The sequence below is a fragment of the Ruegeria sp. O5 genome, assembly GCF_056535105.1.
This window is the reverse complement of record NZ_JBQERN010000005.1, coordinates 45,977-63,468: the sequence shown is the minus strand read 5'-3', so window position 1 is coordinate 63,468 and position 17,492 is coordinate 45,977. Positions and strand designations below refer to the sequence as shown.

The 17,492-nt window shown below is 57.3% G+C and carries 16 protein-coding genes; 8 read left to right on the top strand and 8 right to left on the bottom strand.

What is annotated here, in order from left to right:
• From ACR0M3_RS09325 to ACR0M3_RS09300, 6 genes are all read left to right on the top strand, one after another.
• Positions 1 to 1,077, top strand: coding sequence for an ABC transporter ATP-binding protein (locus ACR0M3_RS09325; protein WP_480870342.1), 1,077 nt, complete (start codon positions 1 to 3; stop codon positions 1,075 to 1,077).
• Positions 1,074 to 1,937, top strand: a complete 864-nt coding sequence (locus tag ACR0M3_RS09320) for a carbohydrate ABC transporter permease (RefSeq protein WP_209595792.1) — start codon at positions 1,074 to 1,076, stop codon at positions 1,935 to 1,937. The genes ACR0M3_RS09325 and ACR0M3_RS09320 overlap by 4 nt, the downstream gene beginning before the upstream one ends.
• Positions 1,934 to 2,731 (top strand): carbohydrate ABC transporter permease, encoded by a 798-nt coding sequence (locus tag ACR0M3_RS09315; RefSeq protein ID WP_155139158.1) that lies wholly within the window; start codon positions 1,934 to 1,936, stop codon positions 2,729 to 2,731. Before ACR0M3_RS09320 ends, ACR0M3_RS09315 begins: the two co-directional genes overlap by 4 nt.
• Before the next feature lie 8 nt (positions 2,732 to 2,739).
• Positions 2,740 to 3,144, top strand: coding sequence for a DUF2160 domain-containing protein (locus ACR0M3_RS09310; protein WP_267364646.1), 405 nt, complete (start codon positions 2,740 to 2,742; stop codon positions 3,142 to 3,144).
• Between the two features lie 65 nt (positions 3,145 to 3,209).
• Positions 3,210 to 3,605, top strand: a complete 396-nt coding sequence (locus tag ACR0M3_RS09305) for a BlaI/MecI/CopY family transcriptional regulator (RefSeq protein WP_209504337.1) — start codon at positions 3,210 to 3,212, stop codon at positions 3,603 to 3,605.
• On the top strand, positions 3,592 to 4,689 hold the full coding sequence (locus ACR0M3_RS09300; protein WP_480486090.1) for a M56 family metallopeptidase: 1,098 nt from the start codon (positions 3,592 to 3,594) through the stop codon (positions 4,687 to 4,689). Before ACR0M3_RS09305 ends, ACR0M3_RS09300 begins: the two co-directional genes overlap by 14 nt.
• 9 nt (positions 4,690 to 4,698) lie before the next feature.
• On the opposite strand, the gene ACR0M3_RS09295 is transcribed toward ACR0M3_RS09300, so the two are convergent.
• The 5 genes from ACR0M3_RS09295 to xylF form a co-directional block, all read right to left on the bottom strand.
• The gene (locus tag ACR0M3_RS09295) at positions 4,699 to 6,036 is read right to left on the bottom strand and encodes an MATE family efflux transporter (RefSeq protein WP_480910419.1); all 1,338 of its coding nucleotides are present in this window, start codon (positions 6,034 to 6,036) and stop codon (positions 4,699 to 4,701) included.
• 215 nt (positions 6,037 to 6,251) lie between these two features.
• Positions 6,252 to 7,559 carry a xylose isomerase gene (gene xylA / locus ACR0M3_RS09290; protein ID WP_480870350.1) on the bottom strand — a complete coding sequence of 436 codons (1,308 nt, stop codon included), beginning with the start codon at positions 7,557 to 7,559 and terminating at the stop codon, positions 6,252 to 6,254.
• 10 nt (positions 7,560 to 7,569) lie between these two features.
• Entirely contained in the window at positions 7,570 to 8,367 is a 798-nt protein-coding gene (locus ACR0M3_RS09285; protein WP_267364642.1) for an ATP-binding cassette domain-containing protein, read from the bottom strand.
• Complete coding sequence (locus tag ACR0M3_RS09280) at positions 8,367 to 9,665, bottom strand: sugar ABC transporter permease (RefSeq protein WP_267364641.1); 1,299 nt, start codon at positions 9,663 to 9,665, stop codon at positions 8,367 to 8,369. Before ACR0M3_RS09280 ends, ACR0M3_RS09285 begins: the two co-directional genes overlap by 1 nt.
• Positions 9,666 to 9,741: 76 nt before the next feature.
• Positions 9,742 to 10,761 carry a D-xylose ABC transporter substrate-binding protein gene (xylF, locus tag ACR0M3_RS09275; RefSeq protein ID WP_267364640.1) on the bottom strand — a complete coding sequence of 340 codons (1,020 nt, stop codon included), beginning with the start codon at positions 10,759 to 10,761 and terminating at the stop codon, positions 9,742 to 9,744.
• A 152-nt stretch (positions 10,762 to 10,913) separates the two neighbouring features.
• Between xylF and ACR0M3_RS09270 the strand changes: the two genes are divergently transcribed.
• The gene (locus ACR0M3_RS09270) at positions 10,914 to 12,131 is read left to right on the top strand and encodes an ROK family transcriptional regulator (protein WP_480910416.1); all 1,218 of its coding nucleotides are present in this window, start codon (positions 10,914 to 10,916) and stop codon (positions 12,129 to 12,131) included.
• Positions 12,121 to 13,632, top strand: a complete 1,512-nt coding sequence (locus tag ACR0M3_RS09265; protein ID WP_480910414.1) for a CRTAC1 family protein — start codon at positions 12,121 to 12,123, stop codon at positions 13,630 to 13,632. The genes ACR0M3_RS09270 and ACR0M3_RS09265 overlap by 11 nt, the downstream gene beginning before the upstream one ends.
• Here ACR0M3_RS09265 and ACR0M3_RS09260 read toward each other — a convergent pair whose 3' ends face one another.
• Genes ACR0M3_RS09260 through xylB form a run of 3 tightly spaced genes read right to left on the bottom strand, consistent with a single transcriptional unit; the run spans position 13,633 to position 17,332 of the window.
• On the bottom strand, positions 13,633 to 14,931 hold the full coding sequence (locus ACR0M3_RS09260; RefSeq protein WP_480910412.1) for a cytochrome-c peroxidase: 1,299 nt from the start codon (positions 14,929 to 14,931) through the stop codon (positions 13,633 to 13,635).
• Positions 14,928 to 15,875 (bottom strand): aldose epimerase family protein, encoded by a 948-nt coding sequence (locus tag ACR0M3_RS09255; RefSeq protein ID WP_480910410.1) that lies wholly within the window; start codon positions 15,873 to 15,875, stop codon positions 14,928 to 14,930. Before ACR0M3_RS09255 ends, ACR0M3_RS09260 begins: the two co-directional genes overlap by 4 nt.
• Positions 15,875 to 17,332 (bottom strand): xylulokinase, encoded by a 1,458-nt coding sequence (gene xylB, locus ACR0M3_RS09250; RefSeq protein ID WP_480910407.1) that lies wholly within the window; start codon positions 17,330 to 17,332, stop codon positions 15,875 to 15,877. The genes ACR0M3_RS09255 and xylB overlap by 1 nt, the downstream gene beginning before the upstream one ends.
• Positions 17,333 to 17,492: the final 160 nt, after the last annotated feature.

Genomic DNA, 17,492 nt, shown 5'->3' with positions numbered 1-17,492 from the left:
ATGGCACAGATCAAGCTTTCAAACCTTCGACACAGCTATATGCCGTCACCAAAAGGCCCCGAGGATTATGCGCTGAAGGAAATCGACGTGACATGGCGCGATGGCGGGGCCTATGCGCTTTTGGGGCCATCAGGTTGTGGCAAGTCCACGCTGCTGAACATCATATCCGGTCTTCTTACCCCCTCAGAAGGTCGGATACTGTTCGATGATAAGGACGTCACCGCCCTGCCCCCGGACCAACGCAACATCGCGCAGGTATTTCAGTTCCCGGTGATCTACGACACGATGACCGTGGGCGAAAACCTGGCCTTCCCGTTGAAGAACCGGGGTGTCGACGCCGAAACCATCAAGCGTCGCGTTCTGGAAATCGCCGAGATGTTGGACGTCACGGACATGCTGAACACCCGCGCGTCAGGTCTGAGCCCGGACAACAAACAGAAGATCTCGATGGGTCGCGGCCTTGTTCGCGACGACGTGAATGCGGTGATGTTTGATGAACCGCTGACCGTGATCGACCCGCACCTGAAATGGAAACTGCGGTCCAAGCTGAAAGAGCTGCATCAGCGCGTGCAGGCAACCATGATCTACGTGACACACGACCAGACCGAGGCGCTGACCTTCGCCGACGAAGTGGTGGTAATGCAGGACGGTGAAGTGGTTCAGATCGGAACGCCGGTCGAACTTTTCGAACGGCCACAGCACACATTTGTCGGCCATTTCATCGGCTCGCCGGGTATGAATGTCCTTCCATGTGAAGCCAAAGGCGACCGCGCCGTTTTTGAAGGGCACGAGGTCATGCTGGAAGGTCCCACACATGGTGACGGCGGCCGTACCGATCTGGGTATCCGCCCGGAATATGTAGGTTTCGGCGACTCCGGCATTCCGGCACATGTGACCAAGGTCGCCGATATCGGCCGCCACTATGTGGTCAGCGCCGTGGTCGGCAACACCGCCCTCAAGGTTGTGACCGAACACAGTGTACCGGAACCGGGATCACAGGTCTTCTTGCAATTCAAACCCGAACAATCCCGCGTCTACCGCGACGGCTGGATCGCAACTCAGGAGCGGGCGCAATGAGAACGGAAAACCAAAAAGCATGGTTCTTTGTCCTGCCCGTTCTTGCGCTGGTGGCGTTCAACGCGCTGGTGCCCATGATGACGGTGGTCAACTACTCGGTGCAGGAAACCTTCGGCAACAACCAGTTCTTCTGGGAAGGTTTGGGCTGGTTCGAACAGATCCTGCGATCCGACCGGTTTCAGGCAGCACTTGGTCGGCAATTCCTATTCACCTTCCTAATCCTGCTGATCGAGGTTCCGCTGGGCATCATCGTTGCCCTGTCTATGCCGCGCAAGGGCTTTTGGGTGCCGGTCTGTCTGGTGCTGATGGCTTTGCCGATGCTGATCCCATGGAACGTTGTGGGTTCGATGTGGAACATCTTCACTCTGCCCAAAATCGGATTGCTGGGATATTTCCTGAATGACGTGCTGGGCATCAACTATGACATGACGCAACAGCCGCTTTCGGCCTGGATCACCGTCATCGTCATGGATGTGTGGCACTGGACGTCGCTGGTCGTGCTGCTGTGCTATGCCGGCCTCGTGTCGATCCCCGACGCCTATTATCAGGCTGCCAAGATCGACGGCGCCAGCCCGTGGTCGGTGTTCCGCTATATCCAGTTGCCCAAGATGAAGACGGTTCTGACCATCGCTGTTCTGCTGCGGTTTATGGACAGCTTCAATATCTATACCGAGCCTTTTGTTCTGACCGGCGGCGGTCCCGGCAACTCGACCACCCTGCTGTCGATTGACCTTGTGAAGATCGCACTGGGGCAGTTCGACCTTGGCCCGGCGGCAGCGATGAGCCTGATCTACTTCGCCATCACGCTGCTGGTGTCGTGGCTCTTCTACACTCTGATGACAAAGGACGACGCAGAATGAAAAAGCGGTCCATCATCCCGATCCTCTATATCGCGTTCCTGATGCTGCCGATCTATTGGCTGGTGGCGATGTCCTTCAAGACAACGAACGAGATTCTGTCGGGCTTTTCCCTGTTTCCCCAGACTTTTACGCTGGAAAACTATATTACAATCTTCACAGACCCAACCTGGTATTGGGGTTACATCAACTCGATCACCTATGTGACTCTGAACACAGTACTTTCCGTCTGCGTTGCCCTGCCTGCGGCTTACGCCTTCTCGCGCTATCGGTTCCTCGGTGACAAGCAACTGTTCTTCTGGCTGTTGACCAACCGCATGGCCCCAGCGGCGGTGTTCGCCCTGCCGTTCTTCCAGCTCTATTCGTCGATCCACCTTTTCGACACCTATCTGGCCGTGGCTTTGGCCCATACGCTGTTCAACGTGCCGCTGGCGGTGTGGATTCTGGAAGGTTTCATGCGTGGTATCCCAAAAGAGCTGGATGAAACCGCCTATGTGGATGGATATTCGTTCCCGCGCTTCTTCGTGACAATCTTCCTGCCCAACATCAAGGCAGGTGTCGGTGTCGCGGCATTCTTCTGCTTCATGTTCTCTTGGGTGGAAATGCTGCTGGCCAAGACCCTGACCGCGGTCGAGGCCAAACCCATCGCTGCCGTGATGACCCGTACAGCATCCAGTGCCGGGTACGAATTGGGTCTGCTGGCCGCCGCGGGCACCCTGACCATCATCCCCGGTGCCATTGTCATCTGGTTTGTTCGCAACTACATCGCGCGTGGCTTCGCGATGGGACGTGTGTGAGGTTCGACATGCGAAAACTGCTTCTCACCCTCCCCTTCCTGCCCTCAACAGCCTTTGCCCAGGCCAAGGCCGGATGGGGCAATGTCGGACAGGAGGCCGAAAAAGGGTTCTCGTGGACGGACCCCTTGTGGCCCGATTTCTGGATGGCATGGACACCTGCCACGCTGGCCGTGTTTGTCGGTATCTTCTCGGCCATAGCATGCATTGGCTTGCTGGAAGGCTTCAAATTCCGCGACGGAATTGAACGGCGCGGGGTTCTGGGGCTGACAACCACACTGGGGGATCGCCTGTTCATCACCCTTCTGGGGTCCGCATATATTTTCCTGGCGTGGCTTGGGCTGGTCGGGCAACCCGTCTGGACACCGCTGTTCCTGTCCATTGGCTGGGGCGTTTTTGTTTTCTGGAAAGTTTAGACTTTGAGAAATCGCGAAAGGATGCTTGTCTGTCAGGCATACTAACCATGACGACACCGAGACCAATGCGAAAGAAAAAGACAACAAATCTGCTGACCGAGGTCGAACTGGAGTTCATGAACGAGCTCTGGGCCCTCGGGCAAGGCTCGGTGCGTGATGTCCTGGACCGCCTGCCGTCAGAACGCAACCTGGCCTATACATCCGGGGCCACGATCCTGCGCATTCTGGACGAGAAGGGTTTTGTGGAAAGCCACAAGTCGGGAAAGACCCTGATCTATACGCCGCTTCTGGAAAAGGACAGATATCAGGCCCGTTCGCTTCAAAATCTGTCGCGCACGCTTTTCGACGACACCCCCGCCACACTGGTGGCGCGGCTGGTCGACGACGCGGGGCTGAGCGAAGCCGACCTGGAGGAAATTCGAGCACTGGTAGAGAGGAGACTGCAAAATGACAGCGGTTAGACCGGTTCTCGACGCATTCATCGAACTCAACATCGTGCTGGCCTTTTCGGCGGTGATCTGGCTGGTGACCCGCACAGCCCTAAGCCGCACCGCCCTGCGCAATGGCTATGTCGCACAGTTGCGGGCGCTCAAGACCTTGTGCATCTGTGTTCTTGCCAGTCCGTTTCTCGCGGTTTGCGTGTCGTCGCTGGCGACATACGCTTGGCCGGGCAGTGTCGTGGCCCTTGGTGATATCGCCGTTGCAGCCTATCTGCGCGGTGACATCGCAATGCCTGCCACGCAGTTCGAAGCACTGCTGAACACCCGCGAAAGGTGGGTTGATCTGGCATTGTCCGGACAGCAGCCTGTGATCACCCTCGTTGCCGCCATACTTGCCTGTATCGCAGCCGTGTACGCTGCGCGTGCCTTGCGGGACGCAATGACGATCCGTCAGACTGTCAATTCCAGTTTTCTTTGGCGGCGGTCCGCCAAGGTGGATATTCGACTGTCCGATCGCATCACTGTGCCCTTTGCCGTGCGAGGACTTCGCCGCCGCCACGTCGTTCTGCCCAGCCATCTGCTGGACACCCCGCGCGAGTTGCGTTTTGCACTTGCCCACGAGTTTCAGCATATCCGTACAGGTGACGTCGAATGGGAACTGGGGTTTGAGCTGCTGCGGCCGCTGTTGTTCTGGAACCCCGCCTATCTGATGCTCAAGTATCAGTTCGGCCGGCTGCGCGAGTTGGCCTGCGACCAGTCGGTTGTTGCGCGCAAACGGATTGATGCGCGGGAATACACGGCGTGCCTGCTGGACTATTGCGCCCGGACAATCTCAACCAACAGCCCACGCGTTCTGAATGTTGCCTTTGTGACAGGCGGCAAGGCAAAACGCGTGTTGCGGCAACGTGTAATCGCGCTGACCGATGTTCAGCCATCGGTACCTGCCCTACCGGCAGTGTTCCTTGGAATGACGCTGATCTTTGGTGCGCTTTTGGCTCTGGGGTCGGCCTCAATCCAGCAGACACGGGATTGGAGCCATGACCGCCTGATGCTGTCGACAGTGGTCAACCTGGAACGGCTGGAAGCGCGCAATCAGGGGAACTGACCTGATCGCTTACCAGCCGCGACGCCCGAACAGCGAGTGAAGCCGCCCCTGATCGGCAAAAGGCTCGGGCGTTTGCACCCGTTCCAGCCGTGCCACTACGCGCGCGACAAGAACCCATCCTATGACAGCAAAGATGACGCCCCCAAAAGCCTGACCCAGCAGAACGCCCGAGGCCCCGGCGATTTGTGAGCCAATCATGGCAAACACCCATGTGCCAATAGTGTGACGACCCCAGTTTATCCATGTGGAATAGACCGGATGGCCCAGATTGTTGAAACTGGCATTTGTCACAAAAATCACACCGTTGAAGAACGAAGCCAATGCCAGCGGGCCGCAGAACAGATAAATCAGTACGCGCGTTTCCCCCTGGGCTGCGAACAAATTCGCAATTGGCGAACGCAGTAAAAACAAAATGGCCGACATGCAAAGAACGTAGATTGCGGTGAACTTGATCCCGGCCAAAAACGCGGCACGCACGCGATCAAATTTTTCTGCCCCGAAATTCTGCCCGATGATTGGCCCTATCGCGCCGGACAGCGCAAAGATGACCGAAAACGCCACCGGCAACAGCCGCCCAATCACCGCCATGCCCGCAACCGCATCCGTTCCAAACTGTGCAATTTCCCGCACTACGATGGCATTCCCGATCGGCGTGGCGACATTCGTCAGAACGGCAGGGATTGCGATGGCCCGCACGGGCCGAAAATCCTGTGCCACCTGTTTCAGCGATGGGCGTGCAAATCCCTGATGCACCCGCAGCGCGGGCCACAATGCTGCTCCCAACATGCATAGCCGCGCCAGAACCGAGGCTATCGCGGCGCCATCCAACCCCAGCCCGACGGCAAAGATCAAAATCGGGTCAAGAACTGCATTCACAATGCCGCCGTAAATCGTTGCCATCATTGATCGGCGCGCATCGCCGTGGGCGCGCAGCACAGCCATCGCTGCCATCGCAATCGACATCACCCACATGGTCGGCAGAATGATCGACACATAGCGCGTCGCCAGCCGCAAAACCTCGCCTTCTGCGCCAAGCAGCGACAGCAGAAAGCTGACGTTCAGCAACACCAGAACAGAGGTTACCAACCCGACGATCAGCCCCAGAACGGCGACACTGGATGCGTATTGCCTTGCCTGTTCAGCCCGCCCGCCGCCCAACTCACGCGCGACCAGCGCCCCGGCAGAAATCGACAGACCGATATTGATTGCGTTGGTGAAAAACAGCAGCGTCCCGGCATAACCTACCGCTGCGGCCAGCGCGTCGTTGCCCAGCATCGAGATAAAGACCATATCGACAAAATCGACAGCAAATATCGCCATCAATCCAATGCTCGTGGTCAGCGACATGCGCGTCACATGTAGCATCAGGTTGCCACTTAGAAAGATTGCCTTACCTGCCGATTTTTCCACCAAGTCTTTGGTCGTCCCACCTGCGCGACCCGGACGGGCCCATGATGCCACTGCGTTCGACAAGGGAAAACCCCGGACAACGCCTAAGTAAACTCACGCGTTTCCGGGGCTTTGTACACCGAATATTTTAGTTCAGGCTCAGCCGACCGAAATTACACAAAGCGGTTCACGTAGTTCTCAAGCACTTCCTGACGCCCCGAGCGTGGCTGAGGATTGAGGTCTTCGGCAAGCACCCGCGCTGCAATCTCGTCGAGGCCAGAGGTTAGCATCGCCTGAGCTTTAGGCGTTTTCCAGCCTGCATACCGGTCGGCCAGCGCCTGTTCCAGACCACCATCTTCAAGCATCGCAGCTGCCGCTTTCAGGCCCCGGGCGCAGATATCCATCCCGCCCACATGCGCCGCGATCAGGTCTTCGGCATCGATGGATTGCCTGCGAAGCTTGGCGTCGAAATTGGTACCACCCGTGGTAAACCCGCCCGCTTTCAGGATGTGGTAATAAGCCAGCGCGACTTCAGGCGTGTTGTTGGGGAACTGATCCGTATCCCACCCGGACTGGTAATCGTTTCGGTTCATGTCGATGGACCCAAGCATACCTTCGGCCGAGGCAACAGCGATCTCATGTTCAAAGCTGTGTCCTGCCAGGATTGCGTGCCCTTGTTCCAGGTTCAGCTTTACCTCATCCTCAAGGCCGTACTTGCGCAGGAAACCGATGCAGGTTGCTGCATCGAAATCATATTGATGCTTGGACGGCTCCTGCGGTTTGGGTTCTACAAGGATCGTGCCGTTGAAGCCGATCTTGTGCTTGTACTCGACCACCATGTTCAGGAACCGGCCCATATGATCCAGTTCGGCCTTCATGTCGGTATTGAGCAGCGTCTCGTAGCCCTCGCGCCCGCCCCAAAGCACATAATTCTCGCCGCCAAGCTTGTGGGTCGCGTCCAAACAGGATTTCACCGTGGCGGCGGCAAATGCAAAGACATCAGGGTCGGGGTTGGTGCTGGCACCCCCCATCCAGCGACGGTGGCTGAACATATTGGCTGTGCCCCACAACAGCTTGGTGCCAGACACCTGCATCTTTTCACCGATATAGTCAGTGATCTCATTCAGCGTTCGCAGGTTTTCTGCAAAACTGCCCTGTTCGGGACGGACATCCGCGTCATGCCAGCAGAAATAGGGCTGGCCAATGATCTCGAACATCTCAAAGGCAACATCGGCCTTCATTTTGGCGCGGCCCATGTCATCTTGCGGATGCCATGGACGTTCAAAAGTCGAGCCACCAAACGGATCCCCGCCTTCCCAGGCGAACGAGTGCCACCACGCCACGGCAAAACGCAGGTGATCCTCCATGCGCTTACCCATCACGATCTCGTCCGGGTTGTAGTGACGGAATGCGAGTGGGTTCTTACTGTTCTCGCCCTCGAATTGGACCTGCTCGATCCCCTGAAAGAAACCGCTCGTCATCTCGTTTACCTCATTCCGTCTTTTCGCCAGGCTTTTTGCCCAGAATGATCATCGACAGCAGATCGTCGTCCGTGACATCGGCGATGTCGACAGTGCCAACCAGTTGCCCGTTTTTCATGACCGAAGCCCGGTCGCACAACTCCATCACTGCATGCACGTCGTGGTCGATCAGGAATATCCCGATCCCCTGCGCCTTGAGCTGTTGGATCAGGTCCGCCACCATCTGTGTTTCGTGTGGGCCAAGCGCGGCTGTGGGCTCGTCCATGATCAGGATACGCGCGTTGAAGTACACCGCACGCGCGATGGCCACCGACTGCCGCTGACCGCCGGATAGCGCCGAGACCGGGTCATTGAACTTCTGAAAGTTCGGGTTCAACTGTGCCATGATCTTGCGGCATTCGGCCTCCATCGCGGCATCGTTGACCAACCCGAAGGGCGTGACCATCTCCCGCCCCAGGAAAAGGTTCGAACTTGCATCCAGATTGTCCGCCAAGGCCAGCGTCTGGTAGATCGTCTCGATATTGTTGGCACGCGCATCGCGGGGGTTGTTGATCTCAACCTTCTTGCCGTCGATCAGAATCTCTCCGTGGTCCATCTGATAGGCGCCGGAAAGCACCTTGATCAGCGTAGATTTACCGGCCCCGTTGTGGCCCAGAAGGCCCACAACCTCGCCCGGATACAAGTCGACCGAGACACGGTCCACCGCCTTGATGCCGCCGAACGAAATTGAGATATCGCGCATTTCGACAAGCGGAGGCTGGCCGGACCCACGGCCCGAAGTTTGGTTCTGTGTTTCTTGTGCTTGCATCATTTCGCTCCCAGACGTTTGCGATAGACGATGTCGATATAGACGGCCAAAACCAGAACGGTGCCCACGACGATGTTCTGAAAGGGTGCGTCCACGCCAACCATGGCCATGCCCGATTGCAGCGCCTGCATGATCAGCGCGCCTAGGATCGCGCCGTAGATCGTACCAATACCGCCGGACAAGGCGGTGCCGCCGATCACGGCCGCAGCAATCACGCGAAGCTCATCCAATGTGCCGATATCGTTCGAGTGGTTGGCCAGACGGGCCGAGGCCACGACCGCCGACAGCGCACACAGGAACCCCATCAGCGCAAAGATCTTGACGGTCATCATACGGGTATTGATGCCCGACAGTTCCGCCGCATCCGGGTTGCCCCCCGTAGCAAAGATATAGCGGCCAAATCGGGTTTTGCGGGCGACAACAGTCAAGGTTACTGCAACAAGGATCAGGATCAGAACCGAGATCGGGATACCATAACCCACAACAAGCCCCTCAGGCATGGTCTCGCCCCGCGCTTCGAACATACGTTCCAGCCTGCGTGTGGGGATCGAGTAACTGTTGACAATCAAGACATAGCCCATAATGGCGATGCCAATGATCCCCGCCAAAGTTGTTTCGGCCCAAACCGGTTTCACAGGGAACCCATGGGCAGCCTTGGAGCGGCGTCCGCTCCACAACGCCCAGACCGCAATAGCGGTGGCGGCAAGGCCGAACAGAAGGCTGACCGTTGTTCCCAACGTCCCGTTGGTTCCGCCAAATATCAGGAACGTGCTGTCCAGCGGGCCGATTGTCTGGCCATCGGTCATGTACCAGGCGACGTTGCGCCAGACCAGAAAACCGCCAAGCGTCACGATAAAGGCCGGTATCGTCAGATAGCCTACCATCCAACCGTGGAATGCGCCGATCAAGGTTCCGACTGCGAGGCCGACAACAAGGGTGATTGCCCAAGTCGCCGGGTGATTTAAACCTAACCCCAGCACGTTCGGCAGAAGCTCGGTTTGGGTCATCGCCATGACGGCGGATGTGGTCGCCAGCAGCGCGCCGACCGAAAGATCAATGTGGCGCATCACGATAATGAACACCATGCCGCAGGCCATTATCGCGACCGAGACGGTCTGGATCGACAGGTTGAACAGGTTTCTGGGCGTCAGAAAACGGCCATCCGTTACGATGTTGAAGCCGATGCACAGGATGATAAAGGCGCCGATCATGCCCAATAGCCGCATGTCCAGTTCCAGTTGCTGGAACAGGTTGGCCTTTGCTTTTTGGGGTACCGGCTGAGACGAAGTTTCGGTCATATCCGATCTTTCATGTTCAGCTATGGTCTCTGGCCCGGCCTTGCGGGCCAGAGACGTTATGGTTTGGAGACTTGACTTAGTTGCAGGGTGCAGGGCCGTTTTCGACGCCCTGGCACAGGTCTTCCAGCGGAATCCAGCCAGCATCGACCACAACGGAAAGGTTGTCTTTTGTGATCGGCACAGGCGCCAGGAAGACTGACGTCATCTCAGTCCCACCGGGCGAAGTCCAACTGACCGCGCCTTCGACGTCCGCCGCAGCCGTTCCACCGCTCAGCGCGACTGCGATCTCACCTGCGGCCTTGCCCAGCTCACGTGCGTCTTTCCAGACCGAAACGGTTTGCGTGCCTTTGGCCACCCGGTTCAGAGCCGCATGGTCGCCATCCTGACCCGACACCGGAATGCCGTCCATACCTTGTGCGGTCAGTGCAGCAACTACACCGCCTGCGGTTCCGTCATTTGACGCGACCACTGCATCAACTTTGTTTTCGTTGGCGGTCAGAATCTGTTCCATGTTGCGCTGCGCGTTCGCAGGCAGCCAGCCGTCGGTATAGGCTTCGCCAACGATAACAATGTCACCACTGTCAACAGCGCCCTGAATGATCTCCTGTTGACCACCGCGCAGGAAATCCGCGTTCGGGTCGGTGGGCGAGCCCTTGATCATCACATAGTTGCCTTTGGGCATGGCGTCGAACACCGCACGCGCCTGCATACGACCGACTTCGACATTGTCAAAAGTCAGGTAGAAGGCCCGATCATCTTCGATCAGACGGTCATACGCGATGACTGGGATACCTTCGTCGGCCGCTGCCTGAACAGCCGGTCCAATGGCCTGAGAATCCTGGGCCAGAATGATCAGTGCATCAACACCCTGGGCGATCAGGCTTTCAATATCCGACAACTGCTTGGCCGACGACGATTGCGCATCTGCCGAAATATACTCGGCACCGCCTGCCTCAAGCGCGGCTTTGATTGCCGCTTCGTCGGTTTTCCAGCGCTCTTCCTGGAAGTTCGACCAGCTGACACCGACCGTGGTTTCTGCAAACGCAACCGTCCCCATCAGGACGGCCACAGCAGAAGCGCTGAGAATTCGTTTCATGATTTCCTCCCGGTTTATCGAGCCATCGCTTCATGATTCGTGGCTCTCACAATTCTGAGTAGCATATTTATTTCAGTCAGTAAAATATTTATGCTACCCGAAAGAAGAAAAACCGCTTACGTTTGGGAAATCACCAGATTCGCGAGGGCAGAATGCTGAAAAGCAAGGTTTCTTCAAACGCTACGGATCAACGAAACATCACCCGTTTGCGCGTGCTGGAACAAATCCGGTCGACCGGAGCGATATCGCGGATCGACATTGCAAGCGCGCTTGAGACCAGCCCGGCGACAGTGACAACAGCAACTTCAGATCTGCTTTCGGCTGGTCTGATTCAGGAAATCGAAAGCGAAACACCGTCAAAATCCGCGCGCCGCGGCAGACCACGTGTGCTGCTGAAACTGCATGGCGGATGTCACCTGATTGCCGGTGTAAAAGTGGCCCGGCACCAGATTTCAGTCATCCTGGTCGATTTTGAAGGCACTGAGATCATCTCCTACACACATCCGTTGGAAGAGGCCCGGATGGCCCCGGAAGCGTTTGCAAAAAAGATTTGCACGGCGCTGGAACAGGCCTGCGCCTCTGCAAGCAGGTCCCTGACAGAGGTTTCCGGCGTCTGCATCGGAATTGCCGGACTGGTCGACGCAGAGCGGAATTTTGTACATTGGTCATCTTCGCTGACAGTGCGCAATGTGGATCTGAGCCCGCTTCTGTCCCAAGTGCTCCCCTGCCCCGCGTTTATCGAGAATGACGCCAATCTGGTTGCAAAGGCCGAACAGCTTTTCGGGCTTGGCAAAGGGCTGAAGAACTTTCTGGTTGTCACGATAGAACACGGCATTGGTCTGGGCATTGTGTTGGATGGCAAACTATATCGCGGCGAGCGCGGCTGCGGCGCGGAATTCGGGCATGTCAAAGTTCAGCTGGATGGCGCGTTATGTCAGTGTGGGCAACGCGGATGCCTTGAAGCTTATGTTGGGGAATATGCCCTGATCCGCGAGGCAACCATTGCCAGCCAGGCTACTGACCCGCACACTCTTGCTGATATTCACGCCGCCGCCCAATCCGGTGATGCCCGGTCCATTTCAGTTCTGTCCCGCGCTGGCCAGATGTTTGGAATGGGGCTTTCCAACCTGATCAATCTGTTCGACCCGGAATGTATCATTCTGTCCGGCACCCGAGGCAGCTTTGAATACCTGCATTCCGACGCAGTGATGACCCGCATCAAAAACGGTGTCGTCAGCGTTGACGCGCCACTGCCTGAAATCAACGTAAACCATTGGGGGGATTCAATGTGGGCAAAAGGGGCAGCGGCCTATGGGATCGAACAAGTCTCGATCCTGAAAGTCAGGGAACTGGCGGAAAATGCAAGTTGAACTGACGATCCTGCTAGCGACAGCTTCCACCGCCATGGCTGACATCAGCCTGCCGCAGTTTCACAGTATCGACGTCCCGAGCCATGTTTACGACGGCGGATGGGAGCACTTCGTCGGCGGAGGCGTCGCCGTTTTCGATTGCAACGGCGATGATCGGCCCGAGCTGTTTGCCGCAGGGGGAACCAATCCGGCGCAATTGTTTGTCAACACATCAGGACCCAATGTCAGTTTTCGGTCAGAAACGCCAAGCGCACTGTCCCTGACCGGCGTGACCGGCGCCTACCCAGTGGATATCGACGGGGACGGATTTGTGGACTTGGCGGTTTTGCGTGTTGGTGAAGACGTTTTGTTGCGTGGCAAGGCGAATTGCGCATTCGAACCGTTCACCTCGTTGAATTTCCAGTCTCAGGAACACTGGACCACCGGTTTTTCCGCCACTTGGGAAAGCGGTCAATCCCTGCCGACACTGGCTTTTGGAACATATGTCGACCGAACCAATCCCGATGGCCCGTTTGAAGCCTGCGGGCCGACGCTTTTGTATCGCCCCGAAGGGACGGCTTATGGCCCACCTCTCCACCTGGTACCGGGACATTGTTCCTTGTCCATACTGTTTTCCGACTGGGCGCGCAGCGGGCGCGCGGACCTGCGTGTCAGTAACGACCGCCATTACTATGTACGCGGCGGGCAAGAGCAGCTTTGGGCTATGGAAGACACGCCACGCCTTTACGCGCCGGAAGATGGGTGGCTGCCCTATTCGATCTGGGGCATGGGGATTGCATCAAGGGATATATCAGGGGACGGCTTCCCTGATGTTTACCTGACCTCGATGGGGGATCAAAAGTTTCAGATCTTTGATCCCACGGCCGAGGGGCCGACATGGCGCGACGCGACTTATGACCGGGGGACAACGGCGCACAGGCCGCATGTCGGTGGCGATGGTCGCCCGTCAACCGGCTGGCATGCGCAGTTCGGCGACGTCAATAACGACGCGCGCGACGACATATTTGTCGCCAAGGGCAATGTCGAACAGATGCCTGATGCGGCGCAAACCGACCCCAACAACCTGTTGCTGCAATCCGCAAATGGCCAGTTTTTCGAAGCTGCCTCAGCGGCGGGTGTCGCCTCCATGGGCAAGTCCCGCGGTGGAGCCTTGGCCGACCTGAATGGGGATGGATCGCTTGATCTGGTCGTGGTCAATCGCGGGTCGGAACTTGAGATATTTCAGAACGAACAACAGCTTGGAAACTGGGTTCAGGTTGATCTTGGCCAGGATCGTCCCAACCGCGCAGCTGTCGGCAGCTTCATTGAAGTCAAAACCTCCGACAGAGTCCAAACGCGGGAAGTGACCATTGGCGGTGGTCACGCAAGTGGCATCTCTGGACTTCACCACTTTGGCCTGGGCAACGCGGACGAACTGGAGCTGCGGGTTATCTGGCCGGACGGTACAGTTGGTGATTGGCAGACCTTCAGAAGCAACCAAGTGCTTCGCATCGACCGCTGATCATTGATCAACAGGCAAACCGCTGGGAACATGCGCTGGCACACCCAGCCGGACCGCCGGGTCTTCCAATGTGCTGAGAAAGCTCAAAATGGCGTTTACTTCATCATCACTCAGGCTGATTGGGGCCAGATCATTCGACACGGCAATCGCCTCGGTCAGCGTGGGGTCGAGCAAGGCTTTTTGATCTTCCGCGCCCGGAAACTCTGGCAACGCTGCTTTTTCGACCGAATAGCTGCGCAAAGCTGCGACCGGATCCAGATGATGACGGACAACATCTTCAAGCCGCGCGTAGGCTCCGTTGTGACCATAGGGTGCCGTAAGGGTCACATTGCGCAAGGATGGCGTGCGAAATGTGAAGGCGTCATCCGCATTGCCCGTCACACGCAATCGCCCGTCGTCGCGAAAATGGTTCTCGAACCGGGCGGCTTTTCCCGGCCCGATTTGCGGCATGGCGATAGAATGAAATCCATGATCCGTCTGGAACCAACCGGAATGGCAGGTGCTGCACCCGGCTTTGCCGTAAAAAAGGTCGAGCCCCATTTGTGCCTGTTCGGGCAGCGCCTCTTTCCCCTGCATCGCGCGATCAAACAGGCTGTTGTCAGCGCGCCATTCAAAGGCGATGAAATCGGCAATGATATTGGCGATTGCGGTAAAAGTGATCTCTTCTCCGGGCGCGAGCTGGTCAAAGCGCGCCCTGTATTCCGGGATTGCGGCAACACGCGCCGCGATAAGCTCCCATGCGCCGTCCTTTTGGGTCAGCAACCCAAGACGTACGGCTTTGCTCACTTCGTTTTCCGAATAGTGGCCGGCCATTTCGTCAGCCGACAAGACCGGGAACATCGCTTGCGCGGCCAGTGCAGATTGGAAGCCCGGCCTCATATCTGTGCCCAAGGGCGTTCGGAACCCGTCAGGCTGTGACGGGTCTGCCTCAAGACGCCCGTCATGAAAGAAGGTGGTGAATTCCAGCGCCCCAAGGTTCCACAGCCCCGGTGCATTTCGGGGAATGCGCTGCTCGGGCATGTTTTCCTGATCAAGCCTGCGCGCTGCCCCCAGCCCCACACCGCCTTCGCCGATACCCAGAGACAGCGCGTCTGACGTTCCCAGTTTCGGATGATGACAAGTGGCGCAGCTGATGTTTTTGTTCCCCGACAGGATCGGGTCGTAAAACAGCAACTGTCCCAGTTCGACCTTGACAAGGTCCGGTTCTACAAATTGAGGAAGCGGCCCGAGGTCTTGCGCCTGCGCCGCCGACAGTGTCACGCAAAGGGCCAGAGCATACACCGATATCGCAACTTTCATGCCTGATCCTCTGCGATTTCCAACGTCAGAACTTGTTTATACGGATTGTCCGGAGAATAGATGACGGACGGAAACAATGGGTGGTTCACAGCGTCCGTGTAACCGGAAGGCTCAATGCAAAGCCCTGCGCATGGCGTGAAAGGATCGGACAGGTGCGCGGCGGAATAGACCTGCGCGCCGGGCTGATCAGAGTAGGTATTCATGCGCAAACCTGACGGTGTTTCGACTGTGGCAACCGGTCGATCGAAATTGCCCGCCTCTTCAAACACGAAGTAGTGGTCAATGCCACGCCCCTCATCACCGATAACGCGCGGGGATGAGAAATCCAGCGCTTGGTTTTCGATCTCATCCACGACGCCTGTCGGAGTGGAGCTGTCGTCCAGTTCCAGTACCCGCTTGGAATTCAGGGTCAATCGGCTGTCAAGAATACCGCTTTGGCACCCAAGAGTATAGTAATTGTGCTGCGCAATGCTGATCGGCGTAGGCCGGTCCGGCCATGCGGTGATCGTGTAATTCAGCCGTGGAAAAGCCAGCTCGACATGAATCTCGAACCTGATTTCTCCGGGAAAACCGTCAGCGCCGTCAGGTGACGTCAAGGACAGAACTGCACGGTTCTGCTTGGTCTTCCTGATAATCCAGTGGCTGCGTGACAGCCCGACCACACCGCCATGCAGCGTGTTTTCCCCTTCATTCGTTGACAGGCGATAAGCGCCATCCTGCATTTTAAACTTTGCGCCACCGATCCGATTGGCGACGCGACCCACGATTGCGCCTATGTAATAAGGGTCGGTCAGATATTCCTGCGGGTTTGGATAGCCCAGGATCAGGGGCGTTTCACCGATCCACCACCCTTGTGTGATCGCCCCATAGCTCAGCAGGGAAACTGACATCGCGCCATCTTCCAGAACAACCTGTTCGATGGGTACGGAAGTGGCGCCCTTCATCATGGCGCAGACAGGGGGGATAGAGCGGCATAGAACCGGCGGTATCTTTGATATTCAGCCTCATAGGCGTCGAATAACCCCGCGCGCGGCTGAACAATTTCTGAGGTTTCTGGCGATGTCATGAGCTCCGCCGGGTCTGCACCAATTACTGAACAGGCAGCAAGGCGCGCCGCTCCGATGGCGGCTCCGAATTCACTGCCTTTGGGCAAGGCAAGCGGAATGTTCAGAACAGTTGCCAGCGTCTCGACCCAGAACCGGGATCGTGCACCCCCGCCGACGACCATCAGGCTTTCAGGCTTTGTTCCCGTGCTCCTGAGGGCTTCAAGGCAATCACGCAGCGCGAACGAGACACCTTCCATCACGGACTGTGCAAGATCCGCTGGATCTGACGCAATATCCAGCCCCATGAATGCCCCCCGGATGGCGCTGTCATTATGAGGGGTACGTTCCCCCGACAGGTATGGCAGGAACATTGTCTTCGACGGCCCGGTGACGGTATCCGGCAACGCCGATGCGAGTGCGCCAACGGATTGGCCGAGGTTCCGGGACAGCCAGTTCAGGCTGTTGGTCGCCGACAGGATGACGCCCATTTGAATCCAGCGCTCCGGCACCGCGTGGCAGAAGCAATGAACCGCCGTTTCCGGTGCGGGCGCGTAACTGTCCTTGGCAACCAGCAGCACACCCGACGTTCCCAGCGATAGAAAACCGCTGCCTTCGGCGATGCTTCCAATACCACAGGCCGCCGCTGCGTTGTCACCTGCCCCACCTGCAACAACAACGGGTCCGGTCAGACCCCAGTGCTGCAAAATCTCCGCCCTCAGCTCGCCCCCGGCGGCGCTGCCTTCGACCAGTTCGGGCATCTGATCCCGACGCATGTGGCTTAGCTCAAGCGCTGTTTCCGACCATTCACGGCATCCGACGTCCAACCACGCGGTACCCGCGCTGTCAGACATGTCGCTGATGTATTCTCCGGTCAACCAGAAGCGCAAATAATCTTTGGGGAGCAACACTTTGGCAGTCTTTTCAAAAACGTCAGGTTCATGCCTGCGCACCCATTCCAGTTTAGGCGCAGTGAAGCCGGGAAAAACGATGTTTCCGGTGATTGATCGCATCGCGGAAAGCGCATCCAGTTCGGCAGCTTCACGGGCAGACCTGGTGTCGTTCCAAAGGATACAGGGCCTCAAGACGCTACCATTTCGGTCCAGAAGCGTCGCGCCATGCATATGCCCGCTAAGACCAATGCCACGCACTGCCGAAACCGCAGCGTTGTTTTGCCCGCGCAACTGGGCAACGACCTTTTGACACGCTTCAACCCAATCCGCAGGTTCTTGCTCTGACCAGCCCGGATGCGGTGTCGATGTATTCACGCTTGCTTCGGCCTCGGCAACGACGTCGCCGTCTTCACTGACCACAATTCCCCGAAGACCTGACGTCCCCAAATCAAGACCGAGATACACCTGTTCCTCCCACTTGTAAGCCGCAATACGTAGGCAACAGAAACCCAGTTTTGCAAAGGTATCAGGCTTCACTGGCACAGTTTGCGCTAACATAACAAGGTGAAACAACACAAGGCACATAAAAATTGATGCCGTGCTGGACAGCACCGAATGACCGGGA